This window comes from Ruegeria sp. AF2 (assembly GCF_056542025.1).
The window spans coordinates 411,025-429,056 of sequence record NZ_JBQFZC010000001.1; the positions used below are offsets into that span (position 1 = coordinate 411,025).

General features: G+C 52.9%; 14 protein-coding genes. 5 read left to right on the forward strand and 9 right to left on the reverse strand.

Annotated features, from left to right (window positions below; translation table 11 throughout):
• Positions 1-906: 906 nt before the first annotated feature.
• A complete protein-coding gene (locus ACR0NM_RS02035; protein ID WP_480612990.1) occupies positions 907-1,929 on the reverse strand; it encodes a helix-turn-helix domain-containing protein in 1,023 nt (340 codons plus the stop codon).
• 96 nt (positions 1,930-2,025) lie between these two features.
• Here ACR0NM_RS02035 and ACR0NM_RS02040 point away from each other — a divergent pair, with 96 nt between their 5' ends.
• Positions 2,026-3,537 carry a DUF1214 domain-containing protein gene (locus tag ACR0NM_RS02040; RefSeq protein ID WP_480612992.1) on the forward strand — a complete coding sequence of 504 codons (1,512 nt, stop codon included), beginning with the start codon at positions 2,026-2,028 and terminating at the stop codon, positions 3,535-3,537.
• A gap of 34 nt (positions 3,538-3,571) precedes the next feature.
• Positions 3,572-5,065 (forward strand): DUF1254 domain-containing protein, encoded by a 1,494-nt coding sequence (locus tag ACR0NM_RS02045; protein WP_170660758.1) that lies wholly within the window; start codon positions 3,572-3,574, stop codon positions 5,063-5,065.
• 611 nt (positions 5,066-5,676) lie between these two features.
• Here the strand turns inward: ACR0NM_RS02045 and ACR0NM_RS02050 are convergent.
• The 6 genes from ACR0NM_RS02050 to ACR0NM_RS02075 form a co-directional block, all read right to left on the reverse strand.
• A complete protein-coding gene (locus ACR0NM_RS02050) occupies positions 5,677-6,672 on the reverse strand; it encodes a nuclear transport factor 2 family protein (RefSeq protein ID WP_170512638.1) in 996 nt (331 codons plus the stop codon).
• A 25-nt stretch (positions 6,673-6,697) separates the two neighbouring features.
• Positions 6,698-7,696 (reverse strand): ester cyclase, encoded by a 999-nt coding sequence (locus tag ACR0NM_RS02055; RefSeq protein WP_170733136.1) that lies wholly within the window; start codon positions 7,694-7,696, stop codon positions 6,698-6,700.
• Positions 7,697-7,772: 76 nt separating this feature from the next.
• Positions 7,773-8,630 carry a carbohydrate ABC transporter permease gene (locus tag ACR0NM_RS02060; RefSeq protein ID WP_029622134.1) on the reverse strand — a complete coding sequence of 286 codons (858 nt, stop codon included), beginning with the start codon at positions 8,628-8,630 and terminating at the stop codon, positions 7,773-7,775.
• A 34-nt stretch (positions 8,631-8,664) separates the two neighbouring features.
• Positions 8,665-9,696, reverse strand: coding sequence for a carbohydrate ABC transporter permease (locus ACR0NM_RS02065; RefSeq protein ID WP_480612994.1), 1,032 nt, complete (start codon positions 9,694-9,696; stop codon positions 8,665-8,667).
• Positions 9,697-9,772: 76 nt separating this feature from the next.
• Positions 9,773-11,017: an ABC transporter substrate-binding protein gene (locus ACR0NM_RS02070; RefSeq protein WP_029622133.1), complete on the reverse strand. Its 1,245-nt coding sequence runs from the start codon at positions 11,015-11,017 to the stop codon at positions 9,773-9,775.
• Positions 11,018-11,095: 78 nt separating this feature from the next.
• A complete protein-coding gene (locus tag ACR0NM_RS02075) occupies positions 11,096-12,145 on the reverse strand; it encodes an ABC transporter ATP-binding protein (RefSeq protein ID WP_480612996.1) in 1,050 nt (349 codons plus the stop codon).
• An 80-nt stretch (positions 12,146-12,225) separates the two neighbouring features.
• Between ACR0NM_RS02075 and ACR0NM_RS02080 the strand changes: the two genes are divergently transcribed.
• Complete coding sequence (locus ACR0NM_RS02080) at positions 12,226-13,155, forward strand: LysR family transcriptional regulator (RefSeq protein ID WP_010442716.1); 930 nt, start codon at positions 12,226-12,228, stop codon at positions 13,153-13,155.
• 144 nt (positions 13,156-13,299) lie between these two features.
• Here ACR0NM_RS02080 and ACR0NM_RS02085 read toward each other — a convergent pair whose 3' ends face one another.
• Positions 13,300-14,088 (reverse strand): hypothetical protein, encoded by a 789-nt coding sequence (locus ACR0NM_RS02085; RefSeq protein WP_170612628.1) that lies wholly within the window; start codon positions 14,086-14,088, stop codon positions 13,300-13,302.
• Entirely contained in the window at positions 14,085-15,482 is a 1,398-nt protein-coding gene (gene thrC / locus ACR0NM_RS02090; RefSeq protein ID WP_480613903.1) for a threonine synthase, read from the reverse strand. The genes ACR0NM_RS02085 and thrC overlap by 4 nt, the downstream gene beginning before the upstream one ends.
• An 86-nt stretch (positions 15,483-15,568) precedes the next feature.
• Here thrC and ACR0NM_RS02095 point away from each other — a divergent pair, with 86 nt between their 5' ends.
• Together ACR0NM_RS02095 and ACR0NM_RS02100 are read left to right on the forward strand one after the other, a co-directional pair.
• Positions 15,569-16,162: a helix-turn-helix domain-containing protein gene (locus tag ACR0NM_RS02095; RefSeq protein ID WP_170646503.1), complete on the forward strand. Its 594-nt coding sequence runs from the start codon at positions 15,569-15,571 to the stop codon at positions 16,160-16,162.
• Between the two features lie 263 nt (positions 16,163-16,425).
• Entirely contained in the window at positions 16,426-17,985 is a 1,560-nt protein-coding gene (locus tag ACR0NM_RS02100) for a trimethylamine methyltransferase family protein (protein WP_480612999.1), read from the forward strand.
• Positions 17,986-18,032 lie beyond the last annotated feature (47 nt).

Below are 18,032 nucleotides of genomic sequence, written 5' to 3' on the forward strand. Positions count from 1 at the left end.
TCCCAATTAGATGATGCGTCGCGTAGCTACCTACGACGCAACAAAAGCAAATATTTCGATGTGAATTCATTTCAACGAGTGAAAGCGTCGTTTGCAAACAACTGCTCGAAAAGCACTGCGGAACGTCGGTGAACACCTATAGCCTGAACAACTCGCAAGCTCCTCTTTCAAAATACAAATCTTTTGTGGGAGTTTTGATCCAAACTCATGATGGCTTCGTACCTATCATACCCCTAACTGATACCCACGGTCGTCTCCCATCCCATGAACGACCGTGGGTTTTTTCGCCAATTCCATTGGTTCGTGTCTGGAAATGACTAGGGGCTGCACCCAAAACAGAACTACAAAAGCTCGTCGCTGCATTTACAGAAGTATTTTCCATCTCGTGGATGCTTTTTGAGTAATTGTTTGGAATAGCTCCAAAAAAGTATCAACCAACATAAGCAACCAAACAATTCTAAGAAGGTGCTCGGTTAACTCGCGACCAAAGCTCTCCATCTCGAGGGGTGTGCGCATTGCATGCTCCGACTTTTAAGAAGTTGGATCTATCAAATATCCAAATTGGATACATAAATAGAGCAAGCATCGAAATATCAGAATGTTTCCCGTAGTGAGTGCGGGCGTCATTTGATTACCTAGCACTTTCCTACAGCCCCGCGTTGATCCTATCCCAGGGTAATCGACGCGGGGCAACAGATAGAATCACCTCTACAAGCAAATAGTCTGCAACTTTGTCATTGTTCCAGTTCACTTTGTTTCTTGATCCTAAAAGAAAACGTATAAAGTGATCGAACTAGGTTAGCTTCCCGCCCTACTCGGGTTGGACGCGGTTACTCGTCGCATCCAACCTGAACTTTAATTTGTGAGCAATGCAGACGCCAGCGGCTTGCTTTTGCAGACGACCATTCAAGTATGACCGGAATTCCTTTGGCGATAGTCAGAGGGTGCCAATCCCGTTACCTTCTTAAATGCGCGGCTGAAATTATTTGCGGTTTCATATCCTAGCATGGAGGAGATACTGGAGACTGTCTCGCGCGTATCTGTGAGGAGTTCCTCGGCCCTTGCTACCCTGATATCGTTGACGATTTCGCGAAAACGAACCCCTTCGCTTGCTAACTTCCGTTGTAGTGTGCGAACGCCAAGATCGAGCGAACGCGCGGTGGCATCAATCGACATTTCCTCCCGATGAAGTTGTTGCCAAACCACTTCCTCGACTTGTCCTCTAAGTGTTTGAGGTGGGCCGCCCAATCGTTCGCGTGAAATATCTCCGACAGTTGTCGAGCCTCCGCTAAGTTTTTTGGGCGCGGCTTCGGAGCTCAAAGCCGAAGCTTCAAACTCAACCCCAAGGCGGGTGGCGTTCCAGATTACAGGACAAGCGTAAGTGTCTTCTGCCTCGACAAACCCAGGAACTTTCGGGAAGTCCAAGAGCACGGCCGATGGCTTCCAGTCGTTTCCTAAATACGCGCGGAATATGCTCAGAAAAACCCCAACGGCCGAGAAACCGATGTCCGGATACGCGAAATGCGAGCGAAGTCCAAAACGATAACAGTAGCGCACGCTAGTGCCCGAAGTTTCAAGCCACGCGCGATCCGTGGACGAATGAAATGGCATGACGGCAGAAGCTCGTATTAGCGCTGCCCCCAGCGTTGGAGCAGAAAGAACGTAACTTCCCCAGGCGCCGTAGTCAGCGACAGTGAGATACGGTGACCACAACAATCCGATGTTTTGTTGTCCCGAGGATCGTGCGGCTTCGTGCACAAAGGTCGCCAAGGCATGCTCCGAGATGTAACCGCCTCTTTCCTCAATGAAGTGAACAGGAAGATCGGCAGAGTCAAAAGCACGCAACAGGCGTCTTTCCCCAGCGGCCTCAAGCACAAACTGGGGCATCGCGCCCAAGGCCTTGGCCGAAATCATCGGTGGTAGGTTCAATCCGTCAACCCGCTTGTTCGCCCGCGTGTCGTGAAATGATACGCATCGGCTGAACGGATGTGCAAGCTTTCCACAAACAGCAGGGAGCATTGCGCCATGAAAATACTTGGGCCATCACACAGCGGTTTGTCGACGCGTCTTTTTGGCGTGGCGCTTATTGTGGGTCTTTCTTCCTCGCCAGTTCTTTCCCAGTCTTTCAATGACACGGGTGACATCCTTGCACGATCAGCCGAAGTCGAGGACATTGATTACAAGATCATGGTGCAGCGCGCCACTCAGACTGCAATCTGGGGAATGCCCGCCGCTGGTATGATCGATTTTCTGAAGGGCATTCGCCGCGACCTCGGTGGCGACTACAACGACATCATTTATCTCAATAAGCCGTTCGATTCCAAACATGGGTTTCTTACGGCTAACGATGTTACGGCCTATGCTTGGGCTTCAATGACCTCGGAACCCGGTCCCCTTGTCATTGAAGTGCCCGCTGCCACCGAAAAGGTGAACTACTTCGGTACAATCGTGAATGCTTGGGATGTTCCTATCGTGGACGTTGGTCCCGATGGTTTCGACGAAGGTGCCGGCGGCAAGTACCTCATGCTACCCCCAGGCTACGAAGGGGATATGTCCCTGGAGGAATTAACTGAGGCGGGATACCTTCCCTTTGAAACAGATACCTACGAATATGGTTTTTCGTTCCGGCCAAAACTGACGAATGGCGGAACGGACGCCGATGCGGCCGAGTACGCTCAGACGATCAAAGTGTACTACCTGTCCGAGGCCGACAATCCGCCACCCAACAACTATCTCGAAGCGTCAGAAGTGCCGTACGACTCGCTTCCATACTACAACGAGACATTCTTTCAGGACCTGAACGATTACGTTCAAAACAACCCGATCCGTCCACAAGACAAGGTTATGGTGAATTTTCTGAAAGATCTCGGGATCGAGAAGGGAAAGCCTTTCGAACCAAGTGAACTTCAAATGCAGGCAATGAACGAGGGATTGTTGCTCGCGTACACCTCGATGCAGAACTACTTTGTGACGCCCGGGAAAGCCATGATCCCACTTTGGGTCGACGATAGCGGCGAGATGAGGAGCCAGTGGTTGATTTGGGATTTCGCGGATGGTCAACCCGAGGCTGGTTTCCCCTATGAGACTGAGACCGAAGTCCTTGTGGATGCGCGTGCGGGCGGCAGTTATTTCTGGATTACATACCTGCCGAAACAACTGGGCGGAGGTACATTTTATCTGACAGGCCTGCGCGACAGCGACGGGGAAATGTACGATCACAATCAGACCTATAAACTGAACGTCCCAGCGGATACACCTGCCGACGATTTCTGGTCCGTGATTGTTTATTCGATGGAGACCAAGAGCTTCATTCGGAACGTTGATCCTGTCGGTTTGTCCGAGCGCGACACTGATGCGATGCAGGCTAATGAAGACGGTTCTTACGACATCTTTTTTGGACCAGAAGCACCGGAAGGCATGGAAAGCAACTGGATACCAACCACAGAGCCGTACTTCCTTTTGTTTCGTCTATATGGGCCGCAAGAAGGATGGCTGGAGAGTGGCTGGATGCTGGGCGATCTAGAAAAAGTAAACTGATCAAAACAAACAGTAATTCCCAATGGAGCGAACAATGAAAACAAAGTCGTTAGCTGTGCTGACTGCCCTGGTACTCGCATCGCATTCTTCAGCCCAAGAATTCAAAGCCGACGTTCCTGAGAATGTTCTTACACCAGACAAGGTCGAGACCCAGACGCTTGGTGATCTGGAATTCTTCGATGGTATGCCATCACCTGAGACGGTGGAGAAAGTCTTCGACAACCTTGATCTGATCAGAGCAACGACGGCTTTCCTGGATGGCATGAAGATCGCTTCGCTTCGAGCTATGTTTCAGGGATACGAAGACTTGGGCGTCAGTCCCAATGACGTCGTGATTGCAGAAGACCTGCTGGACGCGCGGTCCATCTGGCTGACGCCCAATACAACCACAATCTACATTGGTTCGAATGTCGATATCTCGGATGGCCCGATGGTGATTGAGGTTCCGGCAGGCCTGCTTGGGTTGCTTGATGACGCCGCGTTTGACTATGTGACGGATATCGGGGCGCTTGGCGCGGATAAGGGAGAAGGTGGCAAGTATCTACTTTTGCACAACGACGATGAAACGCCGGTGCCCGAGGGCTACTTCGAACTACGCACAAAGACATATGAGCACTGGTTGTTGCTAAGACGCTCGCCAGACGCAGACGGAGATACGGCTGGCCCTGTTGCCGAGATCAAGGCGGGTCTGAATATCTATCCGCTTAGTGAAGCGGACAATCCTCCCGCGGAAACTTTCCTGAATATCTCCGGTGTTCAACACAACACTGTTCACGCGAACAACGAAGACTTCTTTGAAGAGATCCACGTCGCACTCGAAAACAATCCAATTGGTGCGTTCAGTCCGGAAATTGTAGGAACGTTTGCTTCCATAGGGATCAAGAAGGACGAGCCCTTCGAACCCGATGCCCGTATGCAGGCCATTTTCAAGGAGGCAGCAGCAATCGCAAACGCCACGGCGCGAGCGATCACGTATGCCTCGCGCGATCCAGGAGTGTTCTTTTATGACGACCGGCAATGGAACTCACCGTTCCAACGCCAGAGCTATCTTTTTCTTGAGGACGGCGCGCGCATCCTCGATGATCGGTCGTACTTTTTCTATATGGCAACGGGCATAACGCCTGCGATGACCTCGCCACCGGTCGGGACGGGGTCTGTCTATGCGATGACAGCGCGAGACAGCAACGGACAGTACCTTGACGGCTCAAAAACCTATAAGGTAACGCTACCGGCGCCGGTTCCCGCCAAAAACTTTGCGTCGTTTATGTTGTATAGCGGACAGACTCGGTCAATCCTTGAAACTGACCAGCAATCCGGTGGTATCGACTCTAATAGACCGGGGATAAAACCTAATGAGGATGGGAGTACCAGCATCTATTTTGGTCCAGAAGCCCCAGAAGGTTGGGAGAACAACTGGGCGCAAACCATGCCCGGGCAAAGCTTCAACGTGATGATGCGCCTCTACGGCCCGCTCGAGCCTTGGTTCGACAAGACCTGGCGTCCCGGTGATCTGGAACTGGTAGAATAAAGCGACAACCGCGACTATCGGGCGACGCTACTTTTTGGCGTCGTCTGACATTTTTTCGGTGTCCGCTTCGGGCTCAATCCCGCCGTTTTCCGCATTCTGCCCGAACGGCGGGTGTAGAGTCTTCGAATGCCCGCTTTGGATGAAAGTCACGGCAACTCTGCGGGCCGAATGGGCAGAAGACTTGTGGGGTGGTTCGCGACAAGCGGTGATGGGTGGTGCGCTCAACCAGAAGGCGGTTCACATAACACCCCCACTGCGATGTTCGTACTGTGTTATCGTGGCGCAGAACATCCGGTGGTCGCAAAGCATGCCATTTGACAGTCCGTCCACTATTGTCGCAATGCGCAATAGAGTGTGATCTCGTGGCACTGCGCCCAATGACGGATTTCAGAAACCAGATCTAAACCCGGCGCAATTCTGAGACGACTCGGGTTTCTTGGAGCGAGAGCATCAATCGGGATGCGGCGTCGAACGTAGATTTTTTGACGTTTTTGCACTTTTGATTTCGCCGGCCCAAAATGTGTTGCCGGTGATACGACTATTACTTTGGAGATATACGAATTTGCAAAGACACCGCAGGCACTGGCGACATTCAACATTGTCTTGAACGCTCAATGACACCCTACTTTCGGTTGCAATAGGATCTGTTTCCATATGGCTGTTTCGTCGTAAAGGGTCCACTCACGACGAAGCTTTGGTTTTCCTGTAACCAATTCACCGTATTCGGCGTGGGTTGCTCCCAGGACGAAAACCTCGGCACCTGTCGGCTCACCAAATGCGCCATATCCTTCGTGTATTCCGTGAAGCGTCCAGCGAACGGCGGCACGAGGTGGCATCGCGGGATCATCACGACCAATTATATGGTGTATCTTGAATTCAGCCGTTGGGAAGCTGGCCCGCAATCCCATCCAAAATTGATCTGCACCGTCAAAGCTAACAGCTGCTGCCCCACCTGGATACTCCAACTGCGCGGCACGTTCATATTCTTCGGGGATTGCTTCGAATTCGGCGTGCATCAAACGTTCAAGCAAGTTCGCCAATCGCGTGCCCCAGATATTGCTATTGCCTGTCCCGGAATACGGACCACTGATATCATTCGCTGGAGAGTAGGGCTGGACGCATTTGCTCGGTCCGCCTTCTCGTTCAATCAAACCGCGTGCGTATTCTTTCGGGTTCAGACCCAATTGTCGCACAATTGCGCCTTGATCGCGAATAAGCCATTCGTCGTTGATCTGGTTGTTGATGACGTGGCAATCGGCGATGATCCTGTATTGAAGTTGTTTGTCCGTGGGTGCGCCGTAAACGCCGGGATGCGTATGCGTCGCCGTCGACAAAAGCCTGTGAGATGACAGCATTCCGTCTTCTGGCGTACCACACCAAATCACATCTTCGCCCAGCAACTTGCGGTCTGGAAACTCTGAAAGCGTCGCCATAGTCGCTGCGATCACGTCCTTGTTGCCTACAACAACCGACGCGGGCGAGCGAACGACAATATCTGGGGCGTAATAGTCGTGCAGTTTGGCGATGCGGCGGTCTTCCCACAGTTCTTTCGTGATGCTGATGATATAGTCGGGCAAATCGACAAACTTTGGGTCAAAACCGTTCATGTCTAATGTCCTTGGTATGACGGCATCAAGCGTCTCCAATCGGGAAGGATAGTCGACCCGGAACGCGCACCTTGTTGAATTCACGCAATCGCGCAAAAACGTCCACGCCGAGTTGTTGATAGGCATCCAGAAGGTCAACCATGACCCAGTTTTCCCGAATCCTATTGTTTTCCAGACGCCAGAAATCCAATGATTTCATGGTGATGCGTTTACCCGTGGGTGCAATACCCATCCACCCATCGTTGGTCACGGTTTGGATCATATTCGGCCACCCGGTCACGGCTGCATAGTTGCCGTCACCGAAGAAGTGATAGGTTATTTCATCTACGTATCGGCCGCGATCCGGCATCCCATTCAGAAACGGGATCTGATGCCAATTGCGGAAACCAGCGATGCCTCGGGCTGTGCCAATTCCGGCCGGGCCGTACCAGTTGACGCGTTCGCTCCAGAAACGCGGCATTTCCATCTTTTCGGGACCGCCCTGACTCGGGTGTTTTTTCATATGCTTCAGCATTGTAACGATGTGGTCGCAGGATGCGTTCGCCTTCACTTCGTCCCACGGTCCGGGTATGATGCCGTCGTTTGTGGCGGGGCCCGGTATGCAAAACTCTAGCCCCAATGACGGCGCCATCGGCCAAGCCTGGGCTTGCATCATCACTTCCGGAATGTCCCAAAGGGTTTGAATTTCGACAACTTTGTCGTTCACAATCCGATAGAACTCGTGAAAACGCATATGTGTCAGGTGCCCGGTTGGCGGTATGTCCAACCACGGCCCTACAAAGGTGCCAACGTAGTGGCCGCCGCATCCGACCCAATCATCCCCCCGCTCGGTCCGGCCTGCCATTACAATCCAATCTCGACGCTCAAGGTCGGGCATTGCTTCGAAAAGTGGCACATAGCAGGCGTCGAAAAAGTCCGTCGGGCCGCAAAAATCACCAAACGGGTGCGGCATGTGTATGACCGCATCTGCCGTAAAGATATCGGCAATGGCCGAGCGAACGTTACTTAGATCAAAATTGACCATCGCATTTCGAAGAGGCTCCAAGATCGCCTTGTTTCGCGTGTGTATGTCTGAGACGGGACTAGCGTCGTTCATAGTATTAGCCTTTGACTGCTCCAGCGGTCAGACCGCTTACGATTTGGCGCTGGAAGAATAGGATCAGGACAAACAGCGGTGCTGTTGCGGATACCACGGCGGCAACCGCATACATTACCTTGCCTTCGACTTGAGTGGTCCCCATGAAGCTGTTGATTGCGGGGATTATCGTCTCGTTCTCTTCGCTGAGAAGCATCACGGCGACGGTGAAATCATTATACGCCAGCAGAAAGCTGAACAAACCGGTGGTGATTACACCAGGCCACATCACGGGAACAATCACGTGTCTGAAGGCCTGAAAACGTGTACAACCGTCGACCATGGCACTCTCGTCCATGTCTTTAGGGATGTTCTTGAAAAACGAATGCAACATCCAAAGGGTAAAGGGTTGATTTATTGCCACCAACACTATGATTGTGGTCGGCAATATGCCCCAGACATTCCACTCGAAGAACCACAACAGATAACCCGAAACCAATGTTATATGTGGCATGGCACGAAACACGAGTGCGGCCATGAGAATCCAAAATGCATACCGAAAACCCGAGCGCGCCAGCGCATAGCCTCCAAGCGTGCCGAACGTCAGGGAAATGACGACTGTAAAGAACACGACAATGCTGGTGTTCTTAAAGTTGAACCAAAAATCTTCCGTCACCCACGCGCCGTAATAGCCTTGTCCAGTGAATGTGCTGCCGGTTTGTTCGAGTGTGTTGGTCCCTCGCACGGCGTTCATCCAATCCGCTTTGGACAGGAAATCGGCTTGCACCTTGAAACTTCCCCAGAAGGTCCAAAGGAAGGGGAACGCTGCGATAAGCAGCCATAACCCTACCATCGTGAAGGAGAACAGTTTCAGTGGGGTCATGCGTGTTTCTGCTTTTCTCGCCATGATCTTGTCCTCAGTGAGATTTGCGCGTGAAATCGCGCCAAGTGCGAACGAGTACCGGCATCATCAGGATGACAACCAAGAAGATTGTGATCAAAGACGTTGCCCCGGCCGAACCGTAGAGTGGGTTGCCGCTTTCGCGCAGGTCGTTATAGATAATCCAGCTCAGTGACCGGGCGTGGGCCTCGGCAGAGAAACTCACGATCGGTTCAAACACCCGCAAATTGTCCATGATCAGCATCAGTGTCACGAAGGTCACGAGTGGCATCAGATGTGGCACCACGACGTAGATCAAGCGTTGCCACTTCGAGGCTCCGTCGATCTGCGCGGCCTCCATTGTGTCCGCGGGAACCGTTTGTAGCCCGGCATAAAATGTGATGAAGCTGAAAGGCAAAGTGTGCCAGACACCATATACCATAAGCATGAACCACATGAGACCGGTGGAAGCTTTCAAGCTGAGGTTCGGGTCATTGAAGATGTTTTGAATGGTTGCGCCGATGACACCGTCGCCATCCACCATCCAGAATAGGATCAGCGAGCCGACCAGCGGTGTGACAAGGAAGGGCAAGAGTGAGACAAAGATCGCTGCGCCCTTGAGCTTGCGCGGCAGGGTGTTCACACCCACCGCTACGGCCATACCGAGGATCAGGACCATCGGTGTTACTATGAACGTGTATGCTAAGGTAAAGGTGAGAGCATTATAAAATGGCAGGTCACCCAGCTCTCGCCAGAACTCGCCCATTGTCTCGGTGTTTGCCCAAGCCTCGCCAATTTCGGCAAAGGCCAAGTGCGAGCGGTTTGTATAGGTACCCAATCCATTGAACTTGCCTAAAGGTGCTTCATCACGAAGTTTCTGTGTCGCCTCAAGATCGACCGAGGTGGACTCCTTGCATCCAAATGGTCCACAACTTTCCGAAACAACCAGAACCTGTTCGTGTTGAACGAAAAGCGATTGGATAAAGACAGAAACAATTGGCAGAGCGATGAACAAAATCATTGCTGAAAGAGTTGGCAGGATGAACCAGAAGAATGTGCGATGCTTCATGTCAAATGTCCCCGTCGGTGGGTGTTAGGTTGAGGGGGGCTTACAAGTACCCCCCTCGCGCGCTCGATCAGGGGAGTTACTGAAGGAAGCCCGCTTCTTTCGCCGCTGTCCTGTATGCAGCCTCAACATCGGCAAGCGCCTTCTCGGCGCTTTCGTCACCTTTTAGGAAGTCCGACAGCTCGGAACCCAATGCAGCGTGCAGCAATCCGATCTGAGGAAGCATCGGGTACGGTTGCGCCCCGCCTTGAACAGTTGCCGCGACACCAGCTGCCGCTGGGCCAGGCGTAAATCCTTCGAGCAACCAAACAGCGTCGTCGTTGTTGGCCGCGACCATTTCCGGCGTCAACGCGCTTGCCAGTGCAGCGAATGTCGCTTCTGCTTCAGCGTCAGATACATTCGTGGAGATTGTGAAGCCATCCCACCATAGTGTTGCTCCGGGGATGCCACCCGGTTCAACTGAGGGTGCAGCGGATAGAACTGTATTCGACGTAACTTCCGCGCTTGACCCTTCATCGTCGAGGATTGGCGCTCCACGAGACCCCCACATGATACCAAGTGCGGCCTCGCCAGCTTCCCAAAGTCCCTGCGTTTCGTTCGAGGCTTGCGTAAGATGGTCTGGATGCGCGTATTCCACCATCGCTTTCAGTGTTTCCAAGGCAGCAATACCAGCTTCGCTGTTGACAGTTGGTTCGGCGGTGCCGGGTTTGAAGAACTCACCGCCGTGCGCAAGAAAGACCAGATTAAAGGACTCGCCTACATTCCAGCCGGTCTTCAGGTTCATGACGATGGGATATTCCATGATTCCGGCATCCCGGATCGCCTTTGCAGCTTCAATCACCTCGTCATAGGTGCTCGGAGCGCTGTCGATCCCCACTTGCGCCAGAATGTCGGAGCGTGAGAACAGGTGCTGCGCATTAGCCATGAAAGCAATGGCCATGACATTGCCGTCAATGGCGATCTTTAGATTGTCGGGAATATTCTGACCGTGGCTTTCGATTAGATCGTTCAGCGGACGGACCAGTCCATCATTCATCAATTGTGTCAGTGTCGAATTAGCTACAATTACGCTGGTGTATTCGGCAGGATCCGGAGTGAGCGCCGCGTTCATGATCTGTCGGGCTTCGGTCGTATGATTGCGCGAAAACTCTGAGGCTGCTTCGGCGCAATTTCCTTCTGCGGTGCCCGCCACAGCGTGAATGGCGGGAAAATCACTCGCAAGTATACGGATGGACTGATCAGACGGGCCGCAATCTGCCGCGTAAGCAGTCGTCCCCATTAGTCCTGCCATTGCTCCAGCAACGAATAGTTTTTTGATGAGCATGTGTTTTCTCCCTTTGATGTTGGGCGCATCTTGTAACTTTGCACCCGGTTTCTCGGCTGTTTCGGAATGTCCCATGTGTCAGCTTCCGATGCGTGCTCCAGATTTCTGATCAAACAGATGGAAGTGTTCAGGGGCGACGTTGATCGAAACGATTTCACCGATCTCGGCGCGGTAAGATTTGTCTGCTTTTACCGAGACAAGCGCGCCGCCGATGCGAACCGAAACCATGGTCGCGTCACCCAGGAGTTCCATCGTGTAGATTGGAGCGTTGATCTGGCCGCCGATTTCGACGACGTTGGCGTCCTCGGCCCGGAAGCCAAGGGTGACCTTGCCATCTGGTGCACTCAATCCCGGCACGTCGACATGTTGTGCGCGGAAAGTTCCACCTGACATATCGCCATCCATCAGGTTCATTGCAGGGTTGCCGATAAAGCTGGCGACGAAAGCGTTGGCGGGGCTGTCGTAGATCTCAACAGGTGAACCCACTTGCTGCACAACACCCTGTTTCATGATCACAACCCGATCCGCCAAGGTCATCGCCTCAATCTGGTCGTGGGTTACATAGATGGTGGTCACCGCCAGTTCGTGGCTCAGGTTTTTGATCTGCGCCCGCGTCGAAACCCGCAGCTTCGCATCCAGATTCGAAAGAGGTTCGTCCATCAGGAAAACGTTTGGTTCACGTACAATTGCCCGAGCCAACGCCACACGCTGCCGCTGTCCACCCGATAGTTCAGCAGGCTTCCGATGTAGGAAGTCATCCAACTCAACCATCGCGCTGGCTCGCCGCACCTTTTCGTCATGGATATTTGGATCGACGCCGCGCACTTTCAGCGGAAAGCGAATGTTCTCATAAACGTTCATGTTCGGGTAAAGCGCGTAACTCTGGAACACCATCGCCACATCGCGATCCTTTGGTTCCATTTCATTAACCCGCAGGCCGTCGATCAAAATGTCGCCTTCGCTGGCGTCTTCGAGTCCTGCAATCATCCGCATGGTTGTGGTTTTGCCGCAGCCCGAAGGGCCCAGAAGGACTAAGAACTCCTTGTCCGCAATCGTAAGGTCGAAATTGTCCACCCCAATGAAGCTGCCCCAACGCTTGCCAATGTTGCGAAGTTGGATTTCCGCCATCTATCCCTCCCGGAATCGCCTTGCATACGATTGAGATAAGGCTAGACGGTCGGCCACTTTCACAATAATGAATTCATTCTATGAGTGATATAAATCAAATTGATCTCAGACTTGTCGACACCACCATACTCCTGGTGTTTCTCGGGGCCATGCGCCACAGGCAGGCCACAGCCGTCGCGCGCGAGATGGGGCTGACCCAACCTGCCGTCAGCCATGCCTTAAAGCGTCTTCGAAAACTCTATGATGACCCGCTGTTTCTAAGGCGCGCGCATGGGCTAGAACCAACTGCTTTAGCGCACGAATTGGAACCGAAAGTTCGCAGAATTGTTCGACTCATTTCACAAACATTAGAAGGTGCCGATGAATTCGAACCGAGTTCTACTTCCACCGACTTGAAGATAGGTGCATTTGACTACGAGCTTACCGGGGTAATTCCGCCGCTGGTTGCGAAGCTGCGCAAGGTGAGTCCGGGCATCAATATCCACGCATTTTCATTATTCAACGACGAAGCTCTTGAGGCCCTGACGCAGGGGCGCATTGATCTCGCGATAGGATATTTCGACTTTCCGGCAAAAAGTGAAAATCACTTTGTTTCAGAAGAGCTCTTTTCAGAAGATTACGTGCTGGTAGGTCGCAATGGTCATCCTCTTTTGGAGGAAGATTTGACATTTGAACGAATAGCCAGGGCGAACCACCTGCTCATTTCACCGCATGGTCCTACTAGAAACTTGGTCGACCAAGCTCTGCAACTTCAAGGGCTTAGAAGAAACATTCAGACGATTGTGCCTTCACTTTTTTCCGCTCTATCGATTGTGGAAAGCTCCGACCTTGTGATGACATTGCCTAAGCGGGCCGCAAATAACAACATTCGGAGGTTCGATATATCCCACCGACCCCTACCGATCGCAGGGGGAATATTCAAACTCCATGCAGTTCGTCATATTCGAGACGCCAATAGTCCTCTACACATCTGGCTAATCAATCAACTGATAGAAGTTGTTTCCGACTAGGCCGTGTTCACAAAAGGGGCTCACATCTACTTTCCGACATGAAACAAGCTGGTATCTGTGATGGAGGTCAACTTGACGCAAGACATAATAGTGTTCGAAGAATAATCGTTCTCAACATGGCCTGGCGCGTTGGTCGATGAAGACTCAGGCATATCGCAAATCTGCGGCACTAATAGATATGTCGCTCTGCCTAGCTAGTGCCGCAAATTTATCTCGCCTGACCGAAATTAGCTTCTGATACGACCAAAGCGCGAACATCGTTGGATCGATATCACTGTCTCGGTCTCCGGCCATTTCTGAATACTCACTCCAATATTCAGAAAGCAGGTCTGGAGGATAGTAAATTGGTTTTGGGTTCTCAACGTACCTGACTATCAGGTTCTGGACGAGTTCATCGCTCTCCCTAAGCGAAACGATGAGGAACCTTTCTTTCAAAGCAGAAAATGTGGGATCACCAGCCGCAAACAATTCGCAGAACGACCCGCTTGAATCAGCCAGAACTGGCTGATCGGATTCCAGGCTAAGAAGGCCTTCGACTGCGGTGAGTTCAGCCTGCCTATGAAAGTTCTGCCGTTTCACATATTCGTTGAATTCAATCCCGCCTCTGTCTGGGTCTCCAGGCATCCCCAAATAGGAAGTCAATGGCGCAAGCGTGTCCTTGCACAATTCGTCGTCCAAGTTGAGAATGCCCAGTTCCTGCAGCCTGGACAGCATAGCTCCCTTGCTGACCTCGGCATTGAATGCGTCAAGTATCTGCTTGCGCAAATACTGCCCTTGGATTTGGGCGTCTATCGACACATAGCGCCACGCCCCGGATTGGTTCAAAAAGCTCGAAAGAAGCGTCTTTCCAATTCCCGACATCCCGATCAGAAGGATGTCACGCGGTTCACTCAGAAGAGATTGAACTTCCGGGGTTAAGCACGTCAGCTTCATGGCGTTCCGAATATTCCATCGATCACACTTAGCACCGCTTCAACCGTCGGATCGACGGTTGTGAACTCCTCTTCGCGGGCAAATAAGTCTTCCAGCCGCGCCGGAGTTTCTGGAAGTGTTCCAAGCGCTTCTTCAACTGCCGTCGGGAATTTTGCGGGATGAGCTGTTTCAGCGACAACAATGGGTCCGTTAAGCGTTGCCCTCAGCTGATCCGCCGCGAAGTAGCCGGTTGCCGAATGTGGGCAAATGATCTTGCCGAACTGCTTATGGATCTGGCGCATGGTGTTTAAGGCATCATCTTTGCCGCACTTCATCGCATCGAAGTCTTTGGTCAGTCTTGAATGCTGGGATTGCGAAAGTTCGTAAATAGACTTCTCAGCGAGCTGCTTTTGCATGTCGCGCGTTGCGTTCCCGTCGCGTCCTTTCAGGATCCACAGCATACGCTCAAAGTTGCTGGAAACCTGAATATCCATGCTCGGTGAGATCGTCGGTATTGTCTCTGCCTTCGACATCATACCAGTCTCGAAAAGCCGGGGGAGGACATCATTTTCGTTCGATGTGACGATCAACTTCCCAATGGGAGCGCCCATTTGCTTCGCGATATAGCCCGCAAAGACATTCCCAAAATTCCCGCTGGGGACAGCAAAGTTCACGGGTTGGCCGCAATCGTTGTGGATTTTGACCGAAGCGTAAATGTAGTAGGACGCCTGAAGGAGGATCCGGGCCAGGTTGATCGAATTCACAGCCGTATAGCTATATTCTTTGGCAGCTTCGCTTTGATACAGGTTTTTGACTAGGCATTGGCAGTCATCAAAGTCGCCTCGAACGGAAATTGCCTGAACGTTTGCGGCTCCCAGGCAGGTCATCTGCTTGCGTTGAACATCAGAGACGCGGCCCTCCGGAAACAGAATTACTGCATTGGCTCGCGAACGTCCCGCAAAGGCATTTGCGGTGGCTGCGCCAGTATCTCCTGACGTTGCGCAGAGTACGGTCGCGCGCTTGTCAGTGATTGTGAGTTCCCGATCGATCGCTTCCGCCAAAGGGGCGAGGGCGTAATCCTTGAAAGCGAGCGTGGGGCCATGGAAAAGCTCCATGCTCCACATCTGGTCATCCAGGCGAGACAGAGGTGGGCCATCATTGCGTTCGAAACCGGCCAGCGCTTTTCTTATGCCTGCGGTGAAGTCGCACTGTTGCCACTCAGCTCCGCCAAACAGTGCCAGAACATCCGATGCAATCTGGTCGTAGGCCCGCCCGCTCAGCGTGGCCAATTCGCTGGATGTAAGTTCGGGCCAGGCCTCAGGCACGTAAAGACCGCCATCTTCGGCAGTTCCACGGCTTAGCAACTCTCGGAGAGATCGAGCGGGTGCGTTCCCGCGAGTACTTGAGTAGAGCATGGCATTTTCCAAGATTTCTAATATTGTGGATTTAGCAAGACCTCTATCGTTCGTAAATAAAAAATCTAATATAGTGGAACTACGGAATGAACACACCTTCACCTACACCTGAAATCGGGAAAATTATGAAGGAAGCCAGGAAATCGCTGGGCCTGACCCTTGAGCGACTCTCTGAGCGTACAGGGGTGTCCCGATCGATGCTATCCGCCATTGAGAGGGGTGCCACCAACCCGACCTTTTCCATAGTCTGGGCCCTTTCTCAGGCACTTGGCGTTGACCTTAGCTTGCTTGAGGGCACGCCTGGTGGCGAGGATCCAATCGAGCATCTTCATCACTATTCCACGCCGATGCAGCGAAGTGCGGACGGTAAATGCGAGATTTATATGCTGAGCCCGCGACGCACTGTTCTTCCCGTAGAATGGCACAGGCTTCTCATGAAGGTCGGAGCAGAGCTTGATTCAAAGCCCCATGCGCCTGGAACCTTCGAGCACCTGACCTGCCTGTCCGGCTCACTGTCGGTTACGGTCGCTGGACGAACTGTTCGGGCTGAGGCGGGCGATACATTGCGATACCGCAGTGACTGCAATCATCGCATTAACAACGAGGCGGATGGAGAAACGGAGGCCATCCTTCTCGTGGCTCAGCCGACTCAATATCAGGAACCTACAGCGTCAGTTTGAGAAGGCCTACAAAATGTATTGACTGAATCATATTGATTTTCCAATATACCGCATCTCGTGCGGCATATTGGAAATCTAAAAGTGAAACATCAACTGGTACCTCCAAGTAATAGCGGACTTTTCCGTTCGCGGGCCCACGCAGGATTGAGCGACGAATCGCGGTCAGGTTTCTTTGCGTGCCGCCGTAAGCAGCAAATGACTTGAGGCGTAACGCCCAATCCACTCGTTCTCAGGCTTAACTCCGGCAATGAAGGTGCTATCGGATGACAACTGAACAACTGGCCCAGAAAGCGCGCGGGCGCCGTGGGCGTCGCCGTGATGGCGGGGTACCAGCCCCGGCAATCGTGCAGCGCCCGTTCGCGCAGCTTAAGCGTTCCTATCCTGCCGTTGAGCTGATTTCGGATGATCAGGTTGAACACATTCACCAGGCATCCCTGAAACTGCTTTCAGAAACCGGCCTGGATGTCTTGCATGACGACGCGCGTGCAGCGATGAAAAAAGCGGGGGCTGATGTCCGGGACGGTGAAGAACGTGTGCGCTTCGATCCTGATCTGATCAACGAAGCCATTGTAAGCGTGCCGTCTGAATTCACGCTCCACGCGCGAAACGCCCAGCACAACGTGACCATGGGCGGAAACAACATTGTATTCAACATGATGGCAAGCGCGCCGAATTGTTCGGATACGGATCGGGGCCGGCGCGCAGGCAATCAGGAAGATTTTCGCAACTTCCTCCGATTGGCCCAGATGCACAACGTTTTAAACGTGACGGGTGGGTATCCGGTGGAGCCTGTCGATATTCACGCATCTATCCGCCATCTTGACTGTATTCAGGATTACATCGCGCTTACCGATAAGGCCTATTGCATCTACTCACTTGGTGAGGAGCGTGTCTCCGATGCAATCGAGATGACGCGGATTGCCCATGGTCTGACGCACGACCAGATGCGTGATCAGGCCTGTATGTTCTCGATCATCAACACGAACTCTCCTCTCCAGCTCGATATTCCGATGATGCAGGGCGTGATGGCGTTGTCCGAGATGGGCCAGCCTGTTGTGATCACACCCTTCACGCTGGCAGGGGCGATGGCGCCCGTTACGATTGCGGGTGCCGTCACGCTGCAAAACGCCGAGGCTCTGGCGGGTGTGGCCTTTACCCAAATTGTGCGGCCAGGTGCGCCGGTGATGTATGGCGGCTTCACGTCCAACGTGGATATGAAGACCGGCTCGCCAGCATTTGGCACACCGGAATACATGAAAGCGCAGCATATCGGTGGACAGCTGGCGCGGCGCTACGGCATTCCGTATCGCTCTTCGAATGTGTGCGCGGCCAATACGGTTGACTCGCAAGCGGCGTATGAGGCGGTCTTCTCGCTTTGGGGTGCGATCAATGGCGGCGCCAACATGCTCATGCACGGGGCAGGGTGGCTCGAAGGAGGGCTGTGCTGCTCGTATGAGAAGGTGATGCTTGACATCGACTTGCTGCAGATGGTCACGGAATTTCTTCAGCCGGTTTCGACTAGCCCGGAAGACCTTGCGCTGGAAGCCATCAATGAGGTTGGGCCAGCGGGTCACTTCTTTGGCACTGAACACACCCAGGCGCGTTATCGCGACGCCTTCTATTCGCCAATCCTGAGTGACTGGCGCAACTTTGAGACCTGGCAGGAGGCCGGATCGCCGATTGCGATTGAGCGTGCCAACGCAGAGTGGAAAAACCGCCTTGCCGCCTATGAGGCCCCGGCCTTGGACCCGGCGATCAGGGACGAGCTTGACGCCTTTGTCGTCAAGCGCAAGGCCGAGGGCGGTGCTGCCACGGATTTCTGACACTTGCAGGTTCGCCAGGACGGTCGCGACAACCGGGATCGTTCTGC

What these genes read in the sequence shown, in the direction of transcription:
- ACR0NM_RS02040 (WP_480612992.1), top strand. Translation starts at nt 2,026, where the DNA reads ATGAAAATACTTGGGCCATCACACAGCGGTTTGTCGACGCGTCTTTTT.
- ACR0NM_RS02045 (WP_170660758.1), top strand. Translation starts at nt 3,572, where the DNA reads ATGAAAACAAAGTCGTTAGCTGTGCTGACTGCCCTGGTACTCGCATCG.
- ACR0NM_RS02050 (WP_170512638.1), bottom strand. Translation starts at nt 6,672, where the DNA reads ATGAACGGTTTTGACCCAAAGTTTGTCGATTTGCCCGACTATATCATC.
- ACR0NM_RS02055 (WP_170733136.1), bottom strand. Translation starts at nt 7,696, where the DNA reads ATGGTCAATTTTGATCTAAGTAACGTTCGCTCGGCCATTGCCGATATC.
- ACR0NM_RS02060 (WP_029622134.1), bottom strand. Translation starts at nt 8,630, where the DNA reads ATGACCCCACTGAAACTGTTCTCCTTCACGATGGTAGGGTTATGGCTG.
- ACR0NM_RS02065 (WP_480612994.1), bottom strand. Translation starts at nt 9,696, where the DNA reads ATGAAGCATCGCACATTCTTCTGGTTCATCCTGCCAACTCTTTCAGCA.
- ACR0NM_RS02070 (WP_029622133.1), bottom strand. Translation starts at nt 11,017, where the DNA reads ATGCTCATCAAAAAACTATTCGTTGCTGGAGCAATGGCAGGACTAATG.
- ACR0NM_RS02075 (WP_480612996.1), bottom strand. Translation starts at nt 12,145, where the DNA reads ATGGCGGAAATCCAACTTCGCAACATTGGCAAGCGTTGGGGCAGCTTC.
- ACR0NM_RS02080 (WP_010442716.1), top strand. Translation starts at nt 12,226, where the DNA reads ATGAGTGATATAAATCAAATTGATCTCAGACTTGTCGACACCACCATA.
- ACR0NM_RS02085 (WP_170612628.1), bottom strand. Translation starts at nt 14,088, where the DNA reads ATGAAGCTGACGTGCTTAACCCCGGAAGTTCAATCTCTTCTGAGTGAA.
- thrC (WP_480613903.1), bottom strand. Translation starts at nt 15,482, where the DNA reads ATGCTCTACTCAAGTACTCGCGGGAACGCACCCGCTCGATCTCTCCGA.
- ACR0NM_RS02095 (WP_170646503.1), top strand. Translation starts at nt 15,569, where the DNA reads ATGAACACACCTTCACCTACACCTGAAATCGGGAAAATTATGAAGGAA.
- ACR0NM_RS02100 (WP_480612999.1), top strand. Translation starts at nt 16,426, where the DNA reads ATGACAACTGAACAACTGGCCCAGAAAGCGCGCGGGCGCCGTGGGCGT.